This window comes from Chryseobacterium oranimense (genome assembly GCF_900129755.1).
Classification (GTDB): Bacteria; Bacteroidota; Bacteroidia; order Flavobacteriales; family Weeksellaceae; genus Chryseobacterium; species Chryseobacterium oranimense.
The window spans coordinates 109,025-130,959 of record NZ_FQWT01000003.1; the positions used below are offsets into that span (position 1 = coordinate 109,025).

General features: G+C 40.7%; 24 protein-coding genes. 22 read left to right on the forward strand and 2 right to left on the reverse strand.

The annotated features are described in order from the left end of the window. The first annotated feature begins 33 nt into the window (after nucleotides 1-33). The 13 genes from mobC to BUB03_RS11130 all read left to right on the forward strand — a co-directional run bounded on the left by mobC (nucleotide 34) and on the right by BUB03_RS11130 (nucleotide 11,754). Entirely contained in the window at nucleotides 34-2,034 is a 2,001-nt protein-coding gene (mobC, locus tag BUB03_RS11075; protein ID WP_073063025.1) for a conjugal transfer protein MobC, read from the forward strand. A gap of 196 nt (nucleotides 2,035-2,230) precedes the next feature. Then, complete coding sequence (locus tag BUB03_RS21890; RefSeq protein ID WP_175547501.1) at nucleotides 2,231-2,401, forward strand: hypothetical protein; 171 nt, start codon at nucleotides 2,231-2,233, stop codon at nucleotides 2,399-2,401. After that, complete coding sequence (locus BUB03_RS11080; protein ID WP_073063028.1) at nucleotides 2,398-2,994, forward strand: superoxide dismutase; 597 nt, start codon at nucleotides 2,398-2,400, stop codon at nucleotides 2,992-2,994. The genes BUB03_RS21890 and BUB03_RS11080 overlap by 4 nt, the downstream gene beginning before the upstream one ends. 1 nt (nucleotide 2,995) lies before the next feature. Continuing rightward, nucleotides 2,996-3,460 carry a tetratricopeptide repeat protein gene (locus BUB03_RS11085; protein ID WP_073063030.1) on the forward strand — a complete coding sequence of 155 codons (465 nt, stop codon included), beginning with the start codon at nucleotides 2,996-2,998 and terminating at the stop codon, nucleotides 3,458-3,460. 29 nt (nucleotides 3,461-3,489) lie between these two features. Further along, a complete protein-coding gene (locus BUB03_RS11090; RefSeq protein ID WP_228417843.1) occupies nucleotides 3,490-4,092 on the forward strand; it encodes a peroxiredoxin in 603 nt (200 codons plus the stop codon). After that, nucleotides 4,082-5,524: a leucyl aminopeptidase family protein gene (locus BUB03_RS11095; protein ID WP_073063032.1), complete on the forward strand. Its 1,443-nt coding sequence runs from the start codon at nucleotides 4,082-4,084 to the stop codon at nucleotides 5,522-5,524. The genes BUB03_RS11090 and BUB03_RS11095 overlap by 11 nt, the downstream gene beginning before the upstream one ends. Next, nucleotides 5,517-6,488, forward strand: a complete 972-nt coding sequence (locus tag BUB03_RS11100) for a ribonucleoside-diphosphate reductase small subunit (RefSeq protein WP_073063745.1) — start codon at nucleotides 5,517-5,519, stop codon at nucleotides 6,486-6,488. The genes BUB03_RS11095 and BUB03_RS11100 overlap by 8 nt, the downstream gene beginning before the upstream one ends. Before the next feature lie 14 nt (nucleotides 6,489-6,502). Beyond that, complete coding sequence (def, locus tag BUB03_RS11105; protein WP_073063035.1) at nucleotides 6,503-7,087, forward strand: peptide deformylase; 585 nt, start codon at nucleotides 6,503-6,505, stop codon at nucleotides 7,085-7,087. A gap of 19 nt (nucleotides 7,088-7,106) precedes the next feature. After that, nucleotides 7,107-9,446, forward strand: coding sequence for a ribonucleoside-diphosphate reductase subunit alpha (locus BUB03_RS11110; RefSeq protein ID WP_073063039.1), 2,340 nt, complete (start codon nucleotides 7,107-7,109; stop codon nucleotides 9,444-9,446). 20 nt (nucleotides 9,447-9,466) lie between these two features. Then, nucleotides 9,467-10,237 (forward strand): type I methionyl aminopeptidase, encoded by a 771-nt coding sequence (gene map / locus BUB03_RS11115; protein ID WP_073063042.1) that lies wholly within the window; start codon nucleotides 9,467-9,469, stop codon nucleotides 10,235-10,237. A 16-nt stretch (nucleotides 10,238-10,253) separates the two neighbouring features. Further along, a complete protein-coding gene (locus tag BUB03_RS11120; protein WP_073063045.1) occupies nucleotides 10,254-10,889 on the forward strand; it encodes a 2,3-bisphosphoglycerate-dependent phosphoglycerate mutase in 636 nt (211 codons plus the stop codon). 125 nt (nucleotides 10,890-11,014) lie between these two features. Beyond that, a complete protein-coding gene (locus tag BUB03_RS11125; RefSeq protein WP_228417845.1) occupies nucleotides 11,015-11,308 on the forward strand; it encodes a hypothetical protein in 294 nt (97 codons plus the stop codon). Beyond that, on the forward strand, nucleotides 11,305-11,754 hold the full coding sequence (locus tag BUB03_RS11130; protein WP_073063050.1) for a BT0820 family HAD-type phosphatase: 450 nt from the start codon (nucleotides 11,305-11,307) through the stop codon (nucleotides 11,752-11,754). Before BUB03_RS11125 ends, BUB03_RS11130 begins: the two co-directional genes overlap by 4 nt. An 82-nt stretch (nucleotides 11,755-11,836) precedes the next feature. Here BUB03_RS11130 and BUB03_RS11135 read toward each other — a convergent pair whose 3' ends face one another. Then, nucleotides 11,837-12,214, reverse strand: coding sequence for a metal-dependent transcriptional regulator (locus tag BUB03_RS11135; RefSeq protein ID WP_073063053.1), 378 nt, complete (start codon nucleotides 12,212-12,214; stop codon nucleotides 11,837-11,839). 228 nt (nucleotides 12,215-12,442) lie between these two features. On the opposite strand from BUB03_RS11135, the gene BUB03_RS11140 reads away from it, so the two are divergent. The 5 genes from BUB03_RS11140 to BUB03_RS11160 all read left to right on the forward strand — a co-directional run bounded on the left by BUB03_RS11140 (nucleotide 12,443) and on the right by BUB03_RS11160 (nucleotide 17,183). Continuing rightward, nucleotides 12,443-13,363 (forward strand): metal ABC transporter solute-binding protein, Zn/Mn family, encoded by a 921-nt coding sequence (locus BUB03_RS11140; protein WP_073063056.1) that lies wholly within the window; start codon nucleotides 12,443-12,445, stop codon nucleotides 13,361-13,363. A 4-nt stretch (nucleotides 13,364-13,367) separates the two neighbouring features. Beyond that, complete coding sequence (locus tag BUB03_RS11145; RefSeq protein WP_073063059.1) at nucleotides 13,368-14,153, forward strand: metal ABC transporter ATP-binding protein; 786 nt, start codon at nucleotides 13,368-13,370, stop codon at nucleotides 14,151-14,153. A 63-nt stretch (nucleotides 14,154-14,216) separates the two neighbouring features. Further along, nucleotides 14,217-15,449 (forward strand): metal ABC transporter permease, encoded by a 1,233-nt coding sequence (locus tag BUB03_RS11150; RefSeq protein ID WP_262484333.1) that lies wholly within the window; start codon nucleotides 14,217-14,219, stop codon nucleotides 15,447-15,449. A gap of 15 nt (nucleotides 15,450-15,464) precedes the next feature. Next, nucleotides 15,465-16,361: a metal ABC transporter permease gene (locus BUB03_RS11155; RefSeq protein ID WP_073063065.1), complete on the forward strand. Its 897-nt coding sequence runs from the start codon at nucleotides 15,465-15,467 to the stop codon at nucleotides 16,359-16,361. Between the two features lie 24 nt (nucleotides 16,362-16,385). Then, complete coding sequence (locus BUB03_RS11160) at nucleotides 16,386-17,183, forward strand: hypothetical protein (protein WP_073063067.1); 798 nt, start codon at nucleotides 16,386-16,388, stop codon at nucleotides 17,181-17,183. A 47-nt stretch (nucleotides 17,184-17,230) separates the two neighbouring features. Here the strand turns inward: BUB03_RS11160 and BUB03_RS11165 are convergent, their stop codons facing one another. Beyond that, a complete protein-coding gene (locus BUB03_RS11165; RefSeq protein WP_073063070.1) occupies nucleotides 17,231-17,902 on the reverse strand; it encodes a metal-dependent transcriptional regulator in 672 nt (223 codons plus the stop codon). Between the two features lie 208 nt (nucleotides 17,903-18,110). Here BUB03_RS11165 and BUB03_RS11170 point away from each other — a divergent pair, with 208 nt between their 5' ends. From BUB03_RS11170 to BUB03_RS11185, 4 genes are all read left to right on the forward strand, one after another. Beyond that, on the forward strand, nucleotides 18,111-19,211 hold the full coding sequence (locus BUB03_RS11170) for a di-heme oxidoredictase family protein (protein ID WP_228417847.1): 1,101 nt from the start codon (nucleotides 18,111-18,113) through the stop codon (nucleotides 19,209-19,211). A gap of 1 nt (nucleotide 19,212) precedes the next feature. After that, on the forward strand, nucleotides 19,213-19,656 hold the full coding sequence (locus BUB03_RS11175) for a Rieske (2Fe-2S) protein (protein WP_073063076.1): 444 nt from the start codon (nucleotides 19,213-19,215) through the stop codon (nucleotides 19,654-19,656). Then, nucleotides 19,649-20,890 carry a hypothetical protein gene (locus tag BUB03_RS11180; RefSeq protein WP_073063078.1) on the forward strand — a complete coding sequence of 414 codons (1,242 nt, stop codon included), beginning with the start codon at nucleotides 19,649-19,651 and terminating at the stop codon, nucleotides 20,888-20,890. The genes BUB03_RS11175 and BUB03_RS11180 overlap by 8 nt, the downstream gene beginning before the upstream one ends. Nucleotides 20,891-21,110: 220 nt before the next feature. Next, a complete protein-coding gene (locus BUB03_RS11185) occupies nucleotides 21,111-21,929 on the forward strand; it encodes an RteC domain-containing protein (protein WP_068944920.1) in 819 nt (272 codons plus the stop codon). Nucleotides 21,930-21,935 lie beyond the last annotated feature (6 nt).

Here is a 21,935-nt window from a genome sequence, read left to right on the forward strand (position 1 = left end):
AAATTCACGCCCGAACATTAAAACTAAAAAATAATGCAGGGAGAAGACGATTTAAGAGGACTTGCCAAGATTATGGCATTTATGCGGGCAGTGAGTATTCTATTGGTACTGATGCACCTTTATTGGTTTTGCTACGGTTTCTTTATAGAACGTGGCTGGACATTAGAACTCATAAACAAAATATTAGGGAATTTTCAGCGAACGGCAGGACTGTTCTCACACACCTTATATACCAAAGCCTTTGCTTTGGTATTGTTGGCATTAAGCTGTTTGGGAACAAAGGGCGTAAAGAATGAGAAGATAACCTGGTCTAAAATTTACGTGGCTTTAGGCGTTGGTTTTGTGCTGTTTTTCTTGAATATACCGTTGTTAAAGCTATCTCCGGTAATAGGCACATTTCTGTATATCCTTACTATATCGTTAGGTTATATCGCCCTGCTGATGGCAGGTGTATGGATGAGCCGATTGCTCCGTACTAATCTGATGGACGATGTTTTCAATAATGAGAACGAGAGCTTTCAGCAGGAAACCCGATTATTAGAAAACGAATATTCCGTCAATCTTCCAACGAAGTTTTATTATAAGAACAAATGGAACAACGGTTGGATAAATATCGTCAATCCTTTTCGGGCAACGATTGTGTTGGGTACTCCGGGTTCGGGAAAATCGTATGCCATTGTAAATAACTATATTAAGCAACAAATCGAAAAGGGTTTTTCGATGTACATCTACGATTTTAAGTTTGATGACCTTTCCACCATTGCGTACAACCATTTGTTGAAGCATCGTGATAAGTACAAAATACAGCCAAAATTTTACGTGATAAACTTTGACGACCCACGCAAGAGCCATAGGTGCAATCCACTCAATCCCGATTTTATGACGGACATTTCCGATGCTTACGAAGCGGCTTACACCATAATGCTGAACCTCAACCGTAGCTGGATACAGAAGCAAGGGGATTTTTTCGTGGAAAGCCCAATTATCTTATTAGCAGCCATTATCTGGTATCTGAAAATATATGATAACGGTAAGTATTGTACATTCCCACACGCCATTGAATTGCTGAACAAAAAGTATTCGGACGTATTTACTATACTCACTTCATATCCCGATTTGGAAAATTACTTATCGCCCTTTATGGATGCTTGGCAAGGCGGAGCACAAGACCAATTACAGGGACAAATCGCATCGGCTAAAATTCCATTGTCGAGAATGATTAGCCCACAGTTGTATTGGGTTATGACGGGCGATGATTTTTCGCTTGACATCAATAATCCGAAAGAGCCTAAGATTTTATGCGTGGGTAACAACCCCGACCGTCAAAATATCTACTCCGCAGCTTTGGGTTTGTACAATTCGAGAATTGTGAAACTCATCAACAAAAAGGGGCAATTAAAGAGTTCGGTTATTATAGATGAGCTGCCAACCATTTATTTTAGAGGACTGGATAATCTTATCGCAACTGCGAGAAGTAATAAGGTAGCGGTTTGTTTGGGTTTTCAGGATTTTTCGCAATTAACAAGGGATTACGGCGACAAGGAAAGCAAGGTTATCCAAAATACGGTAGGTAATATATTCAGTGGTCAGGTGGTCGGCGAAACGGCGAAAAGCCTTTCGGAACGCTTCGGGAAAGTATTACAGAAACGCCAAAGTATGACGATTAACCGTAACGATAAATCAACTTCCATATCCACACAGTTAGACAGCCTTATTCCGGCTTCCAAAATCTCAACCTTAACACAGGGTATGTTTGTGGGTTCTGTATCGGATAATTTCGATGAGCGTATCGAGCAAAAGATTTTCCACGCTGAAATTGTCGTGGACAATGAAAAAGTTGCCGCAGAAACTAAAGTATATCAGAAGATACCGGAAATCCTGTCCTTTGTTGATGAACACGGAGAAGACAAAATGAAACAGGAAATTGAAAGCAATTACCGCCAAATAAAACAGGATATTGTACAGATTATCGAAACGGAATTGGAGCGTATCAAGAATGACCCCAACTTGCAGCATTTGGTACAGGAAGGGTAAATAAAAAAGGAGTATATAAAATATTTCTCTTTCCTATTAAACTCGAATTATTCCGTAAAAACCGAAGTTTTTAGAGCTTCGGTTTTTTAATTGATATATACAGCCTCTCATTATTTTAAAATAATCCGTCTAATTATTTTGTTAGTCTGTTCTAACTTATTATTTTTGCCAATCTAATTATTGTAAAATTTAGACTATGGAATACGTGATAGAATTATTAGAGGAAAACAGAAAGTATCTGGAAAGGCATATCCGGGATAATAACCTGATGCAGAAAGATATGAAGAAAGCTACAGAGGAATTAAGCCAGGTCAGTCAATTAAAAAGAGCAATCAAAATTTTAAAACTAAAGAGCAGAAAACAATGAAAATTACACAAGCATTACCGGAATTACCGTACGACAAAAACGCACTGAACCCGATTATTACGGAAGAAACGTTTGATTACCATTACGGTAAGCACCACGCTACCTATGTCAATAACCTTTCGGGGCTGGTAAAGAATACTCCTTTGGAAAGTGCGACAGTAGAAGAAATTATCCGCAAAGGCTTTACGGAAAACAATGCACCATTATTCAACAACGCTGCACAGCATTGGAACCACAGTTTCTTCTGGCACTGCCTTTCTCCGAATGGCGGAAAAGCACCTGATGGCAAAATAGCGGAGCTTATCAATCGGGATTTCGGCAGTTTCGGGGATTTTAAAAACAAATTTTCAGAAACAGCAGTCAAACTCTTTGGTGCAGGCTGGGCGTGGCTGGCACAGAATGAACAAGGGTTGTTGGAAATCGTACCAATGAAAGATGCCCACACACCGCTAACAGAGAATAAAACACCGGTTCTTACGCTTGACGTATGGGAACACGCCTATTATATAGACTACCGGAATGCCCGCCCAAAATTCGTAGAGGGATTTTGGGAAATAGTGAATTGGGATTTTGCAAACAATAATTTAAAATAAAATGAGTGATACCTGTATGAACCATATAGAAAGACATTGGCAGGCGTTGACGACCTCCACTAATGAAATTTTTAACCAAGGTAATTTTGAAAAAGCACTGTCCGGTTATAAAGATGCACTGTACAGAGCGGAAGTGCTGAACAATAACATCCCGGATTGCATACGTCTGAAAATACCGTTCATACAGGTATATATCATTTCCTGCAATAACCTGGCAAACACCTATGAGGAATTGGGCAAGCTGGAAGAAGCCGAAAATATGCTCAAACGAACGGTTTATTACCTGTTACATCTTGCGGGAAATAAAGAACTCAACATAGACGAAATACAGTCTGAATTGAAAAGAGCTACGCTGGCTTATGTACGGTTTGCAGAAAAAAACGGTACCGGAAAAACAAAACAGGAACAGCTTTTCAAAACACTGAAAGAACAATTAGTAGAAAACAATTTAATAAAAGTAGAATAGAAATTATGTGCAATTCAGTAAAAAAACTAATGAACCAACAGCAAATGCAACTGGTACAAAAAGGACCATTAACCATCGGGGAAAAACTGCCCGATTTTGCAAAAAAAGCGATTGTTACAACCGATAAGGGAATTGAAATCATTGACATCAACCAGCAATACGCTATGGAACAGGGCAAATGGACGGTATTGTTCTGGTGGCCGAAAGATTTCACGTTCGTTTGTCCTACCGAAATCATCGAATTTGATAAAAGCAGTGCAGCATTTGCAGAACGTAATGCCGTAGTTATAGGTGCATCTACCGACAGCGAATTTGTGCATTTGGGTTGGCGGCAAAATCATCCCGGATTGGCAAAACTGACTATCCCGATGCTCGCCGATACCTCTAAATCATTGGCAGAAGAAATGGGCATTTTGGACAATAACGAAAAAGTCGCCTATCGTGCCACATTCATTATCGACCCTAACGGTAAAATCCAATGGGTAAGCGTGTACCCGATGAATGTGGGCAGAAATGTAAACGAAGTGCTTCGGGTACTGGACGCTTTGCAAACCGAAGAACTCACCGCCTGTGGCTGGACGGCAGGAGAACAGACTTTAACAGCAAAACTAAAAGAACAAAATGCAGGATAGCTACTTGAATGTAAACCTTTTATCTTATGTAAAGAAAGAAGATGTTTCCGAAGATGCTGCGAACATCATACTCATAGCAACAAAAGAACAGTCTGAACGCTATGCGTTTCAAAAATCTTTGGCACAAAATATAGATAAGGCATTTGCTGAAAACCGGACGGAAGTTATTATCACACTTGGCGATAAACAGAATTTTATTACCATCACTCCGAACAAAGAAACCGAACCTTTGCGGCTGGCAGGAGCTTCGTTGTACACCGCTCTGCAAAAACAGCAAACCCAAACGGCAAAATTGCGGGGGCTGGAAGAACTTACGGAAGTAGAACGCTATGCCTTTCTGGAAGGAATGCTGTTGAGCAGTTACGATTTTAATAAATACAAAACAAAAAAGAAACAGCTTCCCATTGAGGTATATATCCGTAACCGTTCCTTTCCGAAGGATAAAATTACTGAACTGAAAACAGTTGCGGAAGCCGTTTCATTGACCAAAACATTGGTCAATGAGCCGGTCAATTATATGGATGCTTTGCGGTTTTCTTCGGCAGCAACGGAAGCCGGAAAACAGTTCGGATTTGAAACCGAAATCCTGCATAAAGAACAGATTGAAGAATTGAAAATGGGCGGGTTACTTGCAGTAAACAAAGGTTCGGAAACACCGCCTACATTCAATATTTTTCATTACAAGCCCGAAAATGCTGTCAACGAAAAACCGTTGGTGCTTGTAGGCAAAGGCGTAATGTTCGACACGGGTGGCTATTCGCTGAAAATAAACGGGAATATGCTCACGATGAAATGCGATATGGCAGGCGGTGCGGCAGTATTGGGAGCAGTTGCCGCTATTGCAGGAAATAAATTGCCTTATTATGTAATTGGGCTTGTTCCCGCTACCGACAATAAGATTTCTTCCAATGCTTTGGTAGTGGATGATGTGATTACGATGATGGATGGCACTACGGTTGAGGTGCAGAACACCGATGCCGAAGGCAGATTGGTACTGGCTGATGCTTTGACCTATGCCAAAAGGTTTGAACCGGAACTGGTCATTGATATGGCTACCTTAACAGGTGCTTCGGCTGCCATTACAGGCTCGTTCGGTATCGCCGTGTTGGGGAATAGTCAGGAGAAAATAAACGAACTCAAAGAAGTCGGAGAACAGGTTTACGAACGTTTGGTTCAATTACCGCTCTGGAAAGAATACAAAGATTTACTGAAATCCACAGTTGCGGATATGAGCAATCTGGGTGGTCCCATAGGTGGTGTAAGCACCTCTTCCATTTTCCTGGAGCATTTTACCGATTATCCGTGGTTACATCTTGACATTGCCGGAGCTGCATTTGTGAAAGAAAACAAAGGCTACAGGCAGAGCGGAGCGACGGCTGTGCCGGTACGGTTGCTATATGAGTTTATTAAGAGAAAATGCAAAGATGATTGAACCGATTTTACAGGATAACAAAGACCGTTTTGTCATCTTTCCCATTCGGCACGATGACATCTGGCAATTCTATAAAAAAGCAGAAGCAAGTTTTTGGACGGCAGAAGAGGTGGACCTCTCTCCGGATATGAACGATTGGCAAAACAAGCTAAGCAAGGACGAACGTTATTTTATCTCACACGTACTGGCATTCTTTGCTGCAAGTGACGGCATCGTTAATGAAAACCTCTCCGTAAACTTTATTCAGGAAGTACAATATCCCGAAGCTCGTTGCTTTTACGGTTTTCAGATTATGATTGAGAATGTCCATTCGGAAATGTATTCCTTACTGATTGATACGTATGTGAAAGACCCAAAGGAAAAAGATTACCTGTTACGAGCTATCGAAACCATTCCCTGTGTAGGCAAAAAAGCCGATTGGGCATTACGCTGGATAGGGAGCGAGAACTTTGCCGAAAGGCTGATTGCTTTTGCTGCGGTGGAAGGAATTTTCTTTTCGGGTAGCTTTTGTTCCATTTTCTGGTTGAAAAAACGTGGTCTGATGCCGGGTTTGACTTTTTCCAACGAACTGATAAGCCGTGACGAAGGACTGCATTGCGACTTCGCTTGTCTGTTATATGTCAATCATTTGGTAGGCAAACTGCCGGAGGAAACTGTACAGAAAATAATAATAGATGCGGTTGATATTGAAAAAGAATTTGTAACAGATGCTTTACCGGTAAGGCTTATCGGGATGAATGCCGAACTGATGTGCCAGTATATCGAATTTGTAGCCGATAGGTTGCTTGTAGCATTAGATTGTAAAAAGGTTTGGAATGCTACCAATCCTTTCGATTTTATGGAGCTGATTTCCTTACAAGGCAAGACCAACTTCTTTGAACGCCGTGTAGGCGAATATCAAAAGTCGGGCGTAGCACAGGGAGCAAAAGAGAACAATACCTTTTCGATGGATGAGGATTTTTAACAGAATAAATAGAAATGGAATTAGCGGTTTACGGATATGGAAATAATGTGCTGAAAATGACGGCAGACAAGGTAGATACAGGCTTTCAGGGACTGGATACGCTTATCGCTGATATGTGGGAAACAATGGAACAAGCCCAGGGATGTGGATTAGCAGCTCCTCAAATCGGAAAATCACTACAACTCTTCGTAGCCGATAGTAAGATTTTGTATGATAATATGGACGAAACAGAACGACAGGCAATTTTCACAGAAGGTGATACCGGGATACGGGAGGTATTTCTCAATACGGAAATCATAAGCCTTTCCGATAACAAATGGGAAGAAACCGAAGGCTGTTTGAGCCTGCCGTTTCTTTCAGGAAAAGTAGTCCGCTCGTGGTCGGTGGAAGTTCAATATCAAAATCAGGATTTTGAAACCATCAGAAAAACTTTCAGTGGAATGACAGCCCGTGTAATCCTGCACGAATACGACCATACGCAGGGCATTTTATACATAGACCGGGTAAAGCCATTGAGTAAAAAACTGATGGAAGGAAAACTGAAACAAGTGTTGAAAGGAAAAGTAGCAACACCCTATAAAATGAAATTTAAAGACTAAAATAATTTAACGCAACTCAATGTTTGTAATAAAAAGAAACGGAAAACAGGAAGCGGTACATTTCGATAAAATTACAGCAAGGCTTCATAAATTAGTGTATGGACTTGCAGTCAACGAAAAGGATGTCATAGAAATTGCCAAGAAAGTAATCCAAGGTATCTACGACAATGTAACCACGACCGAACTGGATAATCTTGCCGCTGAAACCGCTGCGGCTTATACTACAGTGCATCCTGATTTTGCTGTGCTTGCCGCACGAATTGCGGTCAGCAACCTGCATAAAAATACCTTAAAGTCGTTTTCCAAAACGGCTAAAATACTATACGATTATATCGACCCGGTAACCAATACACACGCACCCCTGCTGTCCAAAGAAACTTACGATATTATCCGTAAAAATGCCGATGAAATAGACAGCAGAATTATCTATGACCGTGATTATAATTTTGACTATTTCGGGTTCAAAACGCTGGAACGCTCATACCTGATACGAACCAACGGCAAAGTAACTGAACGACCACAACATTTGTTTATGCGTGTGGCAATCGGTATCCATAAAGAAGACATTGAGGCAGCAATCGAAACCTACAACCTGATGAGCGAAAAATGGTTTGTTCACGCTACGCCCACATTATTCAATGCCGGAACTCCTAAACCACAGATGTCATCCTGCTTTCTGTTGAGTATGGTCGAAGACAGCATCAGCGGTATTTTCGACACACTGAAACGCTGTGCATTGATTTCCCAATCTGCCGGCGGTATCGGTATCAGCATTCACAATGTACGGGCAACGGGCAGTTACATCAAAGGTACAGGAGGTATTTCCAATGGCATTATTCCGATGCTTCGGGTGTACAATGACACGGCACGCTATGTTGACCAGGGCGGCGGTAAACGCAAAGGAGCGATTGCGGTTTATCTCGAACCGTGGCACGCCGATATTTTTGATTTCTTAGACATCCGCAAAAATCACGGGAAGGAAGAAATGCGGGCAAGAGATTTGTTTCCGGCACTTTGGATACCCGACTTGTTTATGCAACGGGTAGAAGAAAATAGCGATTGGTCATTATTTGACCCGAACGAAGCACCGGGATTGTGTGATACATACGGTGAAGCGTTTGCTACAATGTATAAACAATATGAACAGGATGGAAAATTCCGTAAACAGGTTAAAGCCCGTGAATTGTGGAATGCCATTCTGGAAGCACAAATAGAAACAGGAACACCGTATATGTGTTACAAAGATGCGGTCAATGAAAAATCCAACCAGAAAAATATAGGTGTTATCCGTAGTTCCAACCTTTGTACGGAAATAATGGAATTTACCAATGCAGATGAAGTGGCAGTATGCAATCTGGCTTCGCTGGCATTGCCCCGTTATGTTTCCGAAAACGGTTTTGACTTTCAGAAGCTGTATGAGGTAACCAAAATCGTAACCCGAAACTTGAATAAGGTTATAGACGGCAATTATTATCCCGTACCCGAAACCGAAAATTCCAATTTCAAACATCGTCCGATAGGTTTGGGCGTACAAGGTTTGGCAGATGTGTTTATCCTGTTGCGATTGCCATTTGAAAGTGAAGAAGCAAAGCAATTGAATATTGACATTTTTGAAACCATCTACTTTGCCGCAATGGAAGCCTCTATGGAGCTGGCAAAGGAACAAGGTGCTTACGAGAGCTTTAAAGGTTCGCCTTTATCCGAAGGTAAATTTCAGTTTGATTTATGGGATGTGGAGCCGTCCGAACGATGGGATTGGAAAGGCTTACGCAAAGACGTAATGGAATTTGGAGTACGCAATTCGCTGTTGCTTGCACCGATGCCTACGGCTTCTACCTCGCAGATATTGGGAAACAACGAATGTTTTGAACCTTATACCAGCAATGTGTACAATCGTCGGGTTCTTTCAGGAGAATTTGTGGTGGTCAACAAGCATCTATTGAAAGACCTTATCGAATTGAATTTGTGGGATGCCAAGATGAAAAACAGGCTGATTACCGAAAACGGCTCCGTTCAAAATATGGAAGAAATTCCAACGGACTTAAAAGAATTGTACAAAACCGTGTGGGAAATCAAGCAGAAAACCATTATTGATATGGCAGCCGACAGAGGTGCTTTTATCTGCCAGTCCCAATCGCTCAACCTGTTTATGGCAGAACCGAATATGGCAAAGTTGACTTCGATGCACTTTCATTCTTGGAAAAGCGGACTAAAAACAGGGATGTATTACCTCCGCACCAAAGCGGCGGCAGATGCTATAAAATTTACGGTAGAAACGGTACAATCAGCAGAAGACAAACAGGCAGCTATTTCCTGCTCACTGGATAATCCAGAAGAGTGTATTGCCTGTGGGAGTTAAACAATTAATAATCAAAAGCAATGTCAATATCAGCAGAAACAGATTTAATCGGAATGCAGGCAGTAAGCAAAGCGGTCGCCCTTACATTAAGGGCAATGCAGAGTTATGCCCAACCCGGTATGTCCACAAAAGAACTGGATGATTTCGGAGCGAAGATGCTTTACAGTTTTGGAGCAAAATCAGCCCCTTATTCCACATACGAATTTCCGGGTTGTACCTGTATTTGTGTCAATCAGGAGGTGGCACACGGCATCCCTTCAGCCGCAAAAATATTGAAAGAAGGTGATTTGATAAACGTAGATGTGTCTGCCGAACTAAACGGTTTTTGGGCTGATAATGGCGGTTCGTTTGTATTGGGAAACGATATTCATAACCACGCTGTTTTGGTTGATGCATCCAAGCAAATCCTAAAGAAAGCAATAAGCAACATCAAAGCCGGTGTACGAATAAAAGATGTGGGGTATATTATTGAAACGGAAGCTAAAAGAAGAGGCTACAAAGTGATACACAATCTAACGGGACACGGCATCGGAAACAGGCTGCACGAAGAGCCGTCCATACCCAATTTCAGGGACAAAATGAATTTTAGCCGATTTAGGAAAAATACAGTTGTTGCCGTGGAAACATTTATAGCCACGCATTCTACAATGGCTGTATTGAGCAATCCGAAATCGGATGAATGGACACTTGTAGGGAATAAAGGCGGCTATGTAGCCCAGCACGAACATACCATTATCATTACTGACGGCACTCCTGTTATTTTAACAGAAGCCAACGGCATTTGGAATTAAAACTAAGCATAACATTATGGCAAAATTATTTTTAGTCCGGCACGGACAATCACAATGGAACCTTGAAAACCGTTTTACAGGTTGGAAAGATGTGGACATCACCGAATTGGGTGAAGAAGAAGCCCAACGGGCAGGTCAAAGTCTGAAAGACGAACAGATAGACCGTGCTTTTACTTCAAAATTGGTCAGGGCACAGCATACGCTGAACATCATACTGGATGAATGCGGAAATACGGATATACCGGTGATTATGAATGAAGCATTAAACGAACGCTCTTATGGCGACCTCGAAGGGCTTAACAAAGCCGAAACAGCTCAAAATTTCGGAGCCGAACAGGTACATATCTGGCGACGTTCATTCGACATAGCACCTCCGGGTGGGGAAAGTTTGAAAGACACCTATGACCGTGTGATACCATATTTTGAAAGTAATATCAAACCTCAGTTGGAACAACACAAAAATGTACTCATCGTGGCACACGGAAACAGTTTGAGAGCATTGATTATGTACCTGGAACATCTTTCTCCCGAAGAAATACTGAAAAGGGAAATTGCCACAGGAGAGCCTTTGACGTATGTTTTTGATGAACAGATGAATGCTGTTAAGCTGGGAAGGCTTACTACCCACACAAGTAATGAAGTCATAACTTAAAATAATATTCTATAACTAATACCTTTCGTTCAAAAACAAACTTATTTCAGGTTATGTATCTAAACAAATTCGACAATCCGAAAGCTGAACCATTTAATCATTAATAATATCAGAAAATGGAAAAAATGAATTATCCGATAAGCCTGATTGCCGATAAACTTCAGATAGATGAAGTTTTATCCAAACGTTCAAATCAGGAAAAGTTTGAGGCACTGGCAGATTATTTAGATGGTTTGATACAATCCGATTTCAACAGATTATTGAATATCCTGTACCGTATAGATGTGTCAGAAGAGAAGGTCAAAAGAGCTTTGGCAGAAAACCAAAATAAGGTTCCGGCAGGACAGGTTATCGCAAAGTTGCTGATTGAACGGGAAACAGAAAAAATAAAACTTAGAGTAAAATACAGTAAGGAATGAACCTCATTGATACAAAAGGGAAAGTAATTGCCGTAGATTTTGACGGCACTATTGTAGAGCATAAATACCCCGAAATCGGAAACGAAATGTTGTTTGCTTTTACCACATTAAAAGCACTTCAATCCAAAGGACACCGGCTCATTTTGTGGACATACAGAAAAGAAAAAGAGCTGGAAGAAGCGGTTGAGTTTTGCAGGCAGAACGGAATGGTATTCTATGCTGTTAATGAAAATTATCCGGGAGAAACTGCCGAGGGTGATTTCAGCAGAAAAATCAATGCCGATATTTTTATTGACGACCGCAATGTAGGCGGATTTTTAGGATGGGATATTATTTGGCAAACCCTTCATCCCGAAGGAAGTGAATATGCACACCAATTAAAAAATAAAGAAGCTCATATCAATTACAAAAAGAAAAAAAAGAGCTGGCTTGGATTTGGAGGATAGAATAAGATATAAATTTAAACCAGCATTCACCTGGTTAGGTTTGTGTTCAAGTCAATTTTCAGATACGCTGTATCATTTAAGCCTAATTTAATACCTGTCTTATCTTGTCAAATAGTACAGGAACATCCAGCGTAATGATTTTTTCTGCGATATGTTCGCTGTCATCTATATTCATATCCAGATGTGTAATAAGAAACTGTTGTGTTAACGTCAATTGCTCCAAAATCAGCGATGCAATCCTGATACCTTCCGTTGTCATTTCACAACCGTGATATTTGCTGTACAAGACCAATTCTCTGCAAGACAATCTTTTCAGCATATCTGTGACAGAAGAGGCTTTAACTTGAAGTAATTTAGCTATTTGAGTAGTAGAAATATGCTTTCCCTCAGCTATTGAGGTTTGATAAATCTTTAACAGGTACATTTTTTCAGCATATGTCAGGTCGTTTATTTCTTCCATATTTCACTGTATTGGATTAAAATGCTTCGGGTCAAAATGCAAATATTAAGTATCTAAATATTTCAATAATCCGCATTAATACCTATCACAATAATCAGTTTTTATAAAAGCAAATATAGAATACTATTACTTAAAAGTTACACAAGTCTAACTTTTTAATTATATTTGCCTAAACATTTATTTTGAATATTCAATGAATGACTTAGAAAAAACGTATTTCAGATGAAGATGAAAAATCACTTACATTGTCTTTATGTCTTAACCGTTGCGTTCCTATTGTTTTCCTGTAGGGAGAACAAGAAATCGGTCACAGGCGAAAAACCCTATATCGTTACCACAACGGGAATGATAGCCGATATAGTAGAAAACATAGCCGGAGATTCGGCAAAGGTAGAAGCCATTATGCAACCCGGAGTGGACCCGCATTTGTACAAAGCAAGCCAGGGCGACCTCAAAAAAATAATGGATGCCGATTATATCTTTTACAACGGTCTGCACCTTGAAGGTAAAATGGGCGAAATACTGGAGAAACAGACCCACGTAAAGCCTGTGATTGCTTTGGGTGACTCCATCAGCCGGGGAAAAATAATCAGTGTATCCGACAATACGTATGACCCGCATATCTGGTTTGACGTACAGCTTTGGAAAGAAGCTGCGGAAATAACATTGAAAAGCCTTATCCGGCTCAATCCTGAAAACACGGTGTATTATCAGCAAAATGCCGATAAATACCTGAAAGAACTGGACAGCCTCGACCATTGGGTGAAAGCCGAAATTTCTACCATTCCCGAAAACAGAAGGGTACTGATTACCGCACACGATGCGTTCAGCTATTTTGGAAAGGCTTATGGAATTGAGGTAAGGGGATTGCAAGGTATATCCACGATGTCGGAAATCGGTTTGCGGGATGTTACCGATTTGGTCAATTTTATTATCAAAAATGATATTCCCGCAGTATTTGTCGAAAGTTCCGTATCAGACAAATCGCTCAAGGCTGTGGTGGAAGGCGTGAATAACAAAGGAAAAAAACTGTCCATCGGAGGTAATCTTTTTTCGGATGCAATGGGCGAAAAAGGAACTTCCGAAGGCACATACACCGGAATGGTAAAACACAATGTGAATACCATCGTAACCGCATTAAAACAGTAAACAAATGATTATTCAATCTGAAAATCCGGTATTGGAAGTACACGACCTCACGGTAAGCTATTCAAGCAAACCGGCTCTTTGGGGTGTTGATTTCAGTTTACCCGAAGGAAGCATTACCGGTATTATTGGTCCGAACGGTTCCGGTAAATCCACTTTGCTCAAATCCATAATGGGCTTGATTCCTCTATCAAGCGGCTATGTAAAAATATTCGGAAAAGACTTAGACCAGGTGCGCAGCCGGGTGAGCTATGTTCCCCAACGGGAATCGGTGGACTGGGATTTTCCGGTATCAGCACTTGATGTGGTATTGATGGGAAGATATGCCAAAATTGGAATGCTTCGCAGCATACGCAGTTCGGACAGGAAAATCGCAATGGAATGTCTTGAAAAAGTGGGAATGACTGATTTTGCCAAACGGCAGATTTCCCAGCTTTCGGGCGGACAGCAGCAACGTGTCTTTATAGCAAGGGCATTGGCACAGGAAGCCGATTTTTACCTGATGGATGAACCGTTTGCCGGTGTGGATGCAGCAACAGAAGAAGCCATTATCACTTTATTACGTGAAATGGTCAATGCCAAAAAGAACGTCATCGTTGTACATCACGATTTGGATACCATTACCGAATATTTTGATTGGCTCGTAATGCTCAATATGCGACTTGTAGCTTCGGGTCCGATGAAGCAGGTTTACATTCCCGAATTGCTCAAAAAAACCTACGGCACACGCTTATCTGTATTGGCAGAAGCAGGAGATTTACTGGCAAAAGATAAATTTTCCGAAAAAAAATAATCAACAGATACAATGGATAATTTCGTTAACTTTTTTTCATTCAATGACCCCAACGTCAGGTACGTGGTACTCGGGAGCATCCTGCTTTCGGTAAGTGCAGCCATTGTGGGTTCATTCATTGTGCTGAAAAAAAAATCTCTTGTGGGAGATGCCGTTTCGCATTCGGTATTGCCGGGTATCTGTGCTGCTTTTCTTTTTGCAGGTACTAAGAATACTTCACTGATGCTTGTCGGAGCGTTTATTTCAGGGTGGCTTTCGCTCGTTACGATAGACTATATAACCGCAAAATCAAAGATAAAGAAAGACGCTGCCATCGGGCTGGTGCTTTCGGTGTTTTTCGCATTGGGCATTGTGCTGATGACTTACATTCAGCAATCAGGTAATGCGGCACAAAGCGGTATGGACCGTTTTATATTCGGGAAGGCGGCAACACTTATAGGCAGCGACCTGATAACCTTTTCTGTTATTGCCGTGGTACTGATTGCGGTTACACTTGCTTTTTTCAAAGAATTTACGATTATAGCCTTTGACGAGCATTATGCCGAAGTATTGGGATTGCCTGTTCGGAAATTGGATTTGTTATTGACCAGTCTTACCGTATTGGCGGTAGTATCGGGTATTACCGCAGTAGGCGTTGTACTGATGGCTGCGATGCTTATTACACCTGCCGCTGCCGCAAGATATTGGACACACAATATCAGGCGGATGGTCTTGTTTGCCGCTATATTCGGTGCCGTTTCGGGACTGGCAGGAGCTTACATTTCATACATCGCTCCGGCGATGCCGACAGGTCCGTGGATGGTGGTGGTTTCGTCATTGATTGCTTTTTTCTCGTTCTTTTTTGCCCCGTTGGGTGTTGTCCCAAAAACGTTGAAACGCAACAAGAACAGCCGTACTATGATGGATGAAAATATCCTGAAGCTGTTTTACCAAATAAGCGAAAAGGGCGACAATTTCAAAATGAAAAGAACGGTGGAGGAATTGCTGGCTTTCAAAAAAATGCAACCGACCCAATTAAAATCAGGAATGAAAAGATTGAACCGGCAAGGTCTTTTGGATTACAGTAACCAACAGGCACAACTGACCGAAACAGGGCTTGTAAAAGCTAAAAAAATCGTTCGGTTACACCGTTTGTGGGAATTGTACCTGACAAACTTTATGGAAATAGCTCCCGACCACGTACACGACAATGCCGAAGAAATGGAGCATTACATCACGCCCGAGCTGGAAAAACAATTGGAAAAATATTTAGATAATCCTGAAACAGACCCGCATGGGACTGTGATACCGAAGTAATACAAAACAGATAAAATGATAGCATTGTGGATTATATTGACCGGAGCATTGGTGGCGATTTCCTGCGGATTGCTGGGCAGTTTTCTCGTACTCCGCAAAATGAGTATGGTAGGCGATGCCATCAGCCATGCCGTGCTTCCGGGCATCGTCATCGCCTTTTTATGGAGCGGCAGCCGTGATACGCTTCCTATGCTTCTTGGCGCAGGAGCCACGGGATTATTGGCGACATTCTTTATTGAATATCTGCACCGTAAAGCCCGCTTACAAACCGATGCTGCTATCGGGATTGTCTTTACCTTTATGTTTGCCGTGGGCATTATCCTTATCAGCACCTTTGCCGGAAAAATTGACCTTGACCAGGATTGTGTACTATACGGTGAACTCGCTTATGTACCTATCAATCTCTGGATACTACCTGACGGCACAAGCATCGGTCCAAAACCGGTGTATATACTTTCGGTAGTGCTGCTCTTGGTGGTACTGTTTATTTATTTCGGCTACAAAGAACTGAAGCTAACCTCATTCGACCCGTCTTTTGCTGGGAGTATCGGCATTTCTACCGCATTGTGGCATTACCTGCTGATGGCAGCAGTGTCTTTTACCACCGTAAGTGCTTTTGAATCTGTCGGAGCGATACTGGTTATTACCTTTCTTATTGGTCCGCCCGCAGCGGCTTATTTGCTTACAGAAGATTTAAAGAAAATGCTGTTCATTACCGTTGGCATCGGTATTCTGGTTTCTTTTACCGGATATTGGCTGGCTTACTGGCTCAATGCGTCTATTGCCGGATGTATGGCGTTAATGACGGGAGTTGTATTTGCCCTTGTTTTCGTGTACACACAGTTTGTACTGAAAAACAAAAGATTGAAGTTGGCAGCAAGGAATACTTTGCTTTCGCAAAAAATAGAGTAAACAGATTTTAAAAAATTATAAATAATGAAGAAGACATTTAGGATAATCGGGACTAACGTTATTGCATTAATACTTCTTTCAGGGTGCAATAGCAAAGGGCAAAAAGAACACAATCAGACAAACGAAGGCAATTTATCGGTTACTCCGGTAGAGCATTCCAGGGCTTTTCCCGGTGCAACGCTGAAAATACAGGGCATTCAGGTAAAAGAAACGACTTCATCGGATTCGGTGACTTTCAAAGTAAATTACGGCATTGAGAATTTTACGCTTACGGAACACACCGAGGACCACAATGCCCGTCATCTTGCCAATTCGCACGACGGACAGCATATCCATTTCATTATGGATAATTCGCCCTATACGGCATTGTACAAACCTGAAAATGAAATAAAACTCAAAAAAGGAACAGAACATTATTTACTGTCTTTTCTTTCCCGTTCGTACCACGAATCCATAAAAGAACCGAAAGCATTTGTACTGAACCGTTTCCAAGTAACAGATGATGGTAAATATCAGGAATTGGAAACATCCAAAACACCAATGCTGTTTTACAGCAGACCAAAAGGAGAATATGCAGGAAAAGATACCGAAGCTGTTTTGTTAGATTTTTATGTGGTAAATGCCAATCTTTCTGAACAGGGACACAAAGTAAATGCTGTAATCAATGGTGATACGTTTGTGCTGAACAAATGGCAGCCCTATCAGATAAAAGGTCTTCCACTCGGTGAAAATACCATCAGACTGACTTTAATTGATGCTTCGGGTAAGCAGGTGACAGGAGAAAATACATCTATTGAGCGAACAATTGTTTTGAAGGAATAGGAATTGATTAAATAGTAGTGAATAGTTGAACCTTTCTATGATACGGTTCAACTATTTTTTTTTCGCTTCTTACTGACAAGCAATTTATCACAAACTTTACTGCTCAGCATTTCATTTTCCTTATTGGCATAGCTAATAGCCATACTGCCGTCAAACGGTTCAATTTGTTTTATTTTAAGTTCAAGCCCTAAAGAAAGTTCACGACTGGTGAGGAACTTCAGCAAATCTTCAGAAGATAACTGTACAGCCATAAAAGTAACACTTTCACCTACTTTACAGTCACTTAATTTTAGGTAATTGTCTGATGCTATATTTCCATCAGCATCCGGGATAGGAGAACCGTGTGGGTCCACTTTAGGAAAGCCCAATAATTCATCCATTTTGTCAAAAAATTCTTGAGCCTGAATATGTTCGATTTGTTCGGCTATATGATGAACTTCCTCCCATCCAAACCCCATTTTCTCTACCAGGTACATCTCTGTCAATCGATGTTTACGGATAATAAGAGCAGCCTGCTTTTTGCCCTCATCCGTTAGTTTCAGTGGCTTATAGCTTTCGTAAACCACGAGTTCCTTTTCGGCGAGCCGTTTCATCATACTGTTTACAGTAGGCATTTTTATGTCTAACTGTTTACTGATGTCATTGACACTGGCTTCTCCTTTCAAGCTGGTCAGATTGTATAGAACCTTCAGGTAATTTTCTTCCGTTTGTGATATCATTCAGCAAATTTATCAAATATTAGCTCTGCCTAACAACAAAGTTAGAAATTATTTTGTTAGTATCATCTAACTTATTACTTTTGCTAAAGTAAATTTAAATATTAGACTAATGAAAAAAACCTGCATTGTTTTGCTTGGGATTATTACGCTCATTGCCTGTATTCAATCATGTGATAAGTTTGAACCTGATGAACCTGCTGAAGACGCATTGTTAGATGGTCCTATAGACGGATTAAGTTACGAGGAAACACAGCGATTTTTGGATGGTGATGTAACTTTTAATGATGAAGTATTTACCGTTGAAAAGGGTCTGGGACCTTTGTTCGTTGCCAATAGTTGTGTAAGTTGTCATGCTGGTGATGGTAAGGGACATCCTTTCAGTACACTTACACGATTTGGACAGGTCGATGAAACGGGAAATATGTTTCTTCATTTAGGAGGACCGCAGTTGCAAAACAGGGCTATCCCCGGCTATCAACCTGAAACAATACCTTTTGGAGCGACATTTTCAAAATTTACTCCTCCTGCCGTTACAGGTTTAGGATTATTGGAATTTGTTCCCGACAACGTTTTATTGGCAATGGCAGACCCGAACGATGCAGATGGTGACGGGATTTCGGGAAGGGTCAACTGGATTGATATTCCTTCTTTTGTAACGCCCCGCAGTGGCGGTGTTACCCAGGGAGGGAAATACATTGGTCGTTTCGGTAAAAAGGCAAGCGTATATGACCTGCTTCACCAAACAGTGGATGCTTTGACACAGGACATGGGCATTACCTCCGTGTATAATCCCATTGATGTTTATTCGGGAGAGGAAATTGACCCGGAAATAGCGACTCAGAAAGTTAATAATCTCGCTTTTTATCTTAAAACCCTAAAAGCCCCTGTACAACGAAAGCAAAACGACCCCGAAGTCGTATATGGCAAAGCCTTATTTACATCTGTTAGCTGTATAAGTTGCCACAAACCTCAGTTAACCACCGGAAACGCACCCATACCAGCTTTGTCATTTAAAGATTTTTATCCTTATACCGACCTTTTACTCCATGATATGGGACCGGACCTCGACGATGGTTACACCGAAGGGTCTGCTAAAACTTATGAATGGAGGACACCACCGCTGTGGGGCTTAGGGCTGTCTCCTGATGCACAAGGGGGGACGTATTTTCTGATGCACGATGGCAGGGCAAGAAGTATAGAACAAGCTATTGAAATGCACGGAGGAGAAGCTACGCAGGCTCGCCAAAACTACAGGAACTTACCTCAAAAGGATAAAGATGCATTAATTAAGTTTCTAAAGTCACTGTAAAATGGACAGGAAAAAATTTATCAAACAATGTGGGTTTGCTTGCATTAGCAGCAGTATTGCTATGCTTTTGTTAGAAAGTTGTGCATCGGCTAAAACGGTTACCGGTAATATAATAGATACTGACATGGTAGTACCCCTGGATAGTTTCTTAACCGGTAATAACAAAACAGACTTTAAGAAATATATTGTTGTGGAACACCCACAGTTAAAGTATCCAATTTGTGTGTTCCGGTTTAGCAATGATGAATATGCAGCCTTATTGATGCAATGTACCCATCAGGGAGCGGAGCTGCAAGTATTTGGTGACCGGTTACAATGTCCTGCACATGGAAGCGAATTTGACAATAAAGGGAATGTTCAAAATGGTCCGGCAGATACCCACCTTCGCTCATTCCCCACTTTTATTGCTAATAATCAAATCAAAATCTCTCTTAAAAATGTATAAAAAATACTTATCCTTCTCAATATTAGTAAGCATGACCTGCTTATGTACTACTGTAAATGCACAGATAGATTCTACGCTTTTCAAACGAGTGACTCCACACGATTCACTAAAAAACAGTATGAACATGGATGCTATCTATAACCGTCCATTATTGTCTATGGGAAAATTGCCCGTTGCCGTAGGTGGATATATGGAAGCCAACTGGCAGCATTTGGGAGAAGATGGCGTTAGTGAAGGGCATCAGTTCCAGTTCAGGAGGTTCACCATATTTATGGCTTCTACCATTAGTAAAAGAATCAAATTCATGTCGGAATTGGAATTTGAACCGGCTGAAGGTGAAATAGCCGTTGAGTTTGCAGCTTTGGATGTAGAATTTCATCCATTGTTAAATTTAAGGGGAGGTATGATTGTGAACCCGATTGGTTCTTTCAACCAAAACCATGATGGTCCCAAATGGGAATTTACCGACCGCCCCATATCGGCAACGCAATTGCTTCCGGCGACCTGGAGTAATGCCGGGTTTGGTCTATATGGAAAAAAATATAGTGGCAACTGGATGTTTGGTTACGAAGCCTACTTGTCCAGTGGATTTGACGGAACTATAATCAATAATGAGCAGAATAAAACTTATCTGCCGGCAGCAAAAGATAATGCAGAACGTTTTGAGGAATCTACCAGTGGAGAGCCTCTTTATACGGGCAAAATAGCAGTCAGAAATAACAAGATTGGAGAAATCGGTTTATCTTATATGGGAGGTGCTTACAACAGCTACAATGATGATGGTTCGGATATTGACGACAGAAGGACATTAAGTGTATTTGCCGTTGACTTCAATACAACACTTCCTACACTTAATACATTTATTACAGGTGAATGGGCATGGATAAATGTTGATGTTCCCGAAACCTACACACAGCAATATGGCAATAAACAATATGGAGGTTTTGTGGATATTGTACAACCTGTTTTAAAAAGAAAAATACTGGGATGGGATAATGCCACACTAAACCTTGCTTGCCGGTTGGAATATGTCGACTGGAATGTTGGAAAATTTAGAGAAACAGGAGAAAAAATGGGTGATGAAACTTGGAGCGTTGTCGGCGGCGTAAGTTTTCGACCAAATGCTCAAACTGTGATGAGACTTAATTACAGACATCAACGGACAAAAGACCTTTTAAATAATCCACCTGCATTATTGGGAGGCTTTAGTTTTGGTATTTCTACATATTTTTAAACAATTGAATAGCATTTTATAAATACCTCAAGGATATAGTTACGGAGGAGAAAAAATTGCTTTTCCAACCTGGGTTTTTCTTAACTCTAAATATCAGGTATTGTTCAGATACAGCGGAGTATTAAAGCCTCTGGAAGTAAAAGAATTACTAAAAGCCATTGAACAATCTCAATAAAGCTTCTTTGATGGATTGCTTTATTTTTCTGTTATATGAAAATATATGGATATAGCCTATAATAAAATATCACAAAAACTTGAAAGAGAAATTAGAGAATTGGAGATTGAATACGATTGTTCGATACAACGGATAGAAGACGTAATTCAACTTATTATCCAAACCTTGTCAGATTTAAAGAAGTTTGTTTTAAAACAAGGGTTTAAAAATGCTGATGAGGAAATCTATTTTTTCAAACATCAGAAACCTGTCATTGTTGCAAAGCTCATTTACTACAATGCCGTCTATAAAATCGAAACAAAAAAACCTAATGGAGCAAAGGCTATTAAAAAATACCTCAATGAAGAATTGAGAAAGCTAAAAAGGTATTTTGACAACAATCTTGAATTTTATAAGTACTACCGTACAAACAACACCTTTATTGATGATAAGCTGTTTATTCGGGGCAAATACGATATAAAATTGAGCCTGGATACCATTTATTTTGAAACCGACCATAGATTTTCAACTTCCCACGATTATAAAGCGGCAAAGATTATCGCCAACGACCAGATACAAATTTATATTGAAGACCAACTGAATAATAACAATCAGAAGAAGCCATCTAACAATTTTGCTTTAAATTGGGCGGAAAGCAAAACAGCATTAACCGAATTGATTTACGCCCTGCATTCGCAGGGTGCATTTGGCAATGCAGATATAATAGCCATCGCCAAAACATTTGAAAGTACGTTCAATATCAGTTTAGGCGATTTCTATCATACGTTTATGGAACTTAAAGCAAGGAAAATAAACCCCACAAAATTCCTTGACAGCCTGCGTGATGCCCTAATCAGGAAAATGGATGAAGAGGACGAAATGTAGGAACAT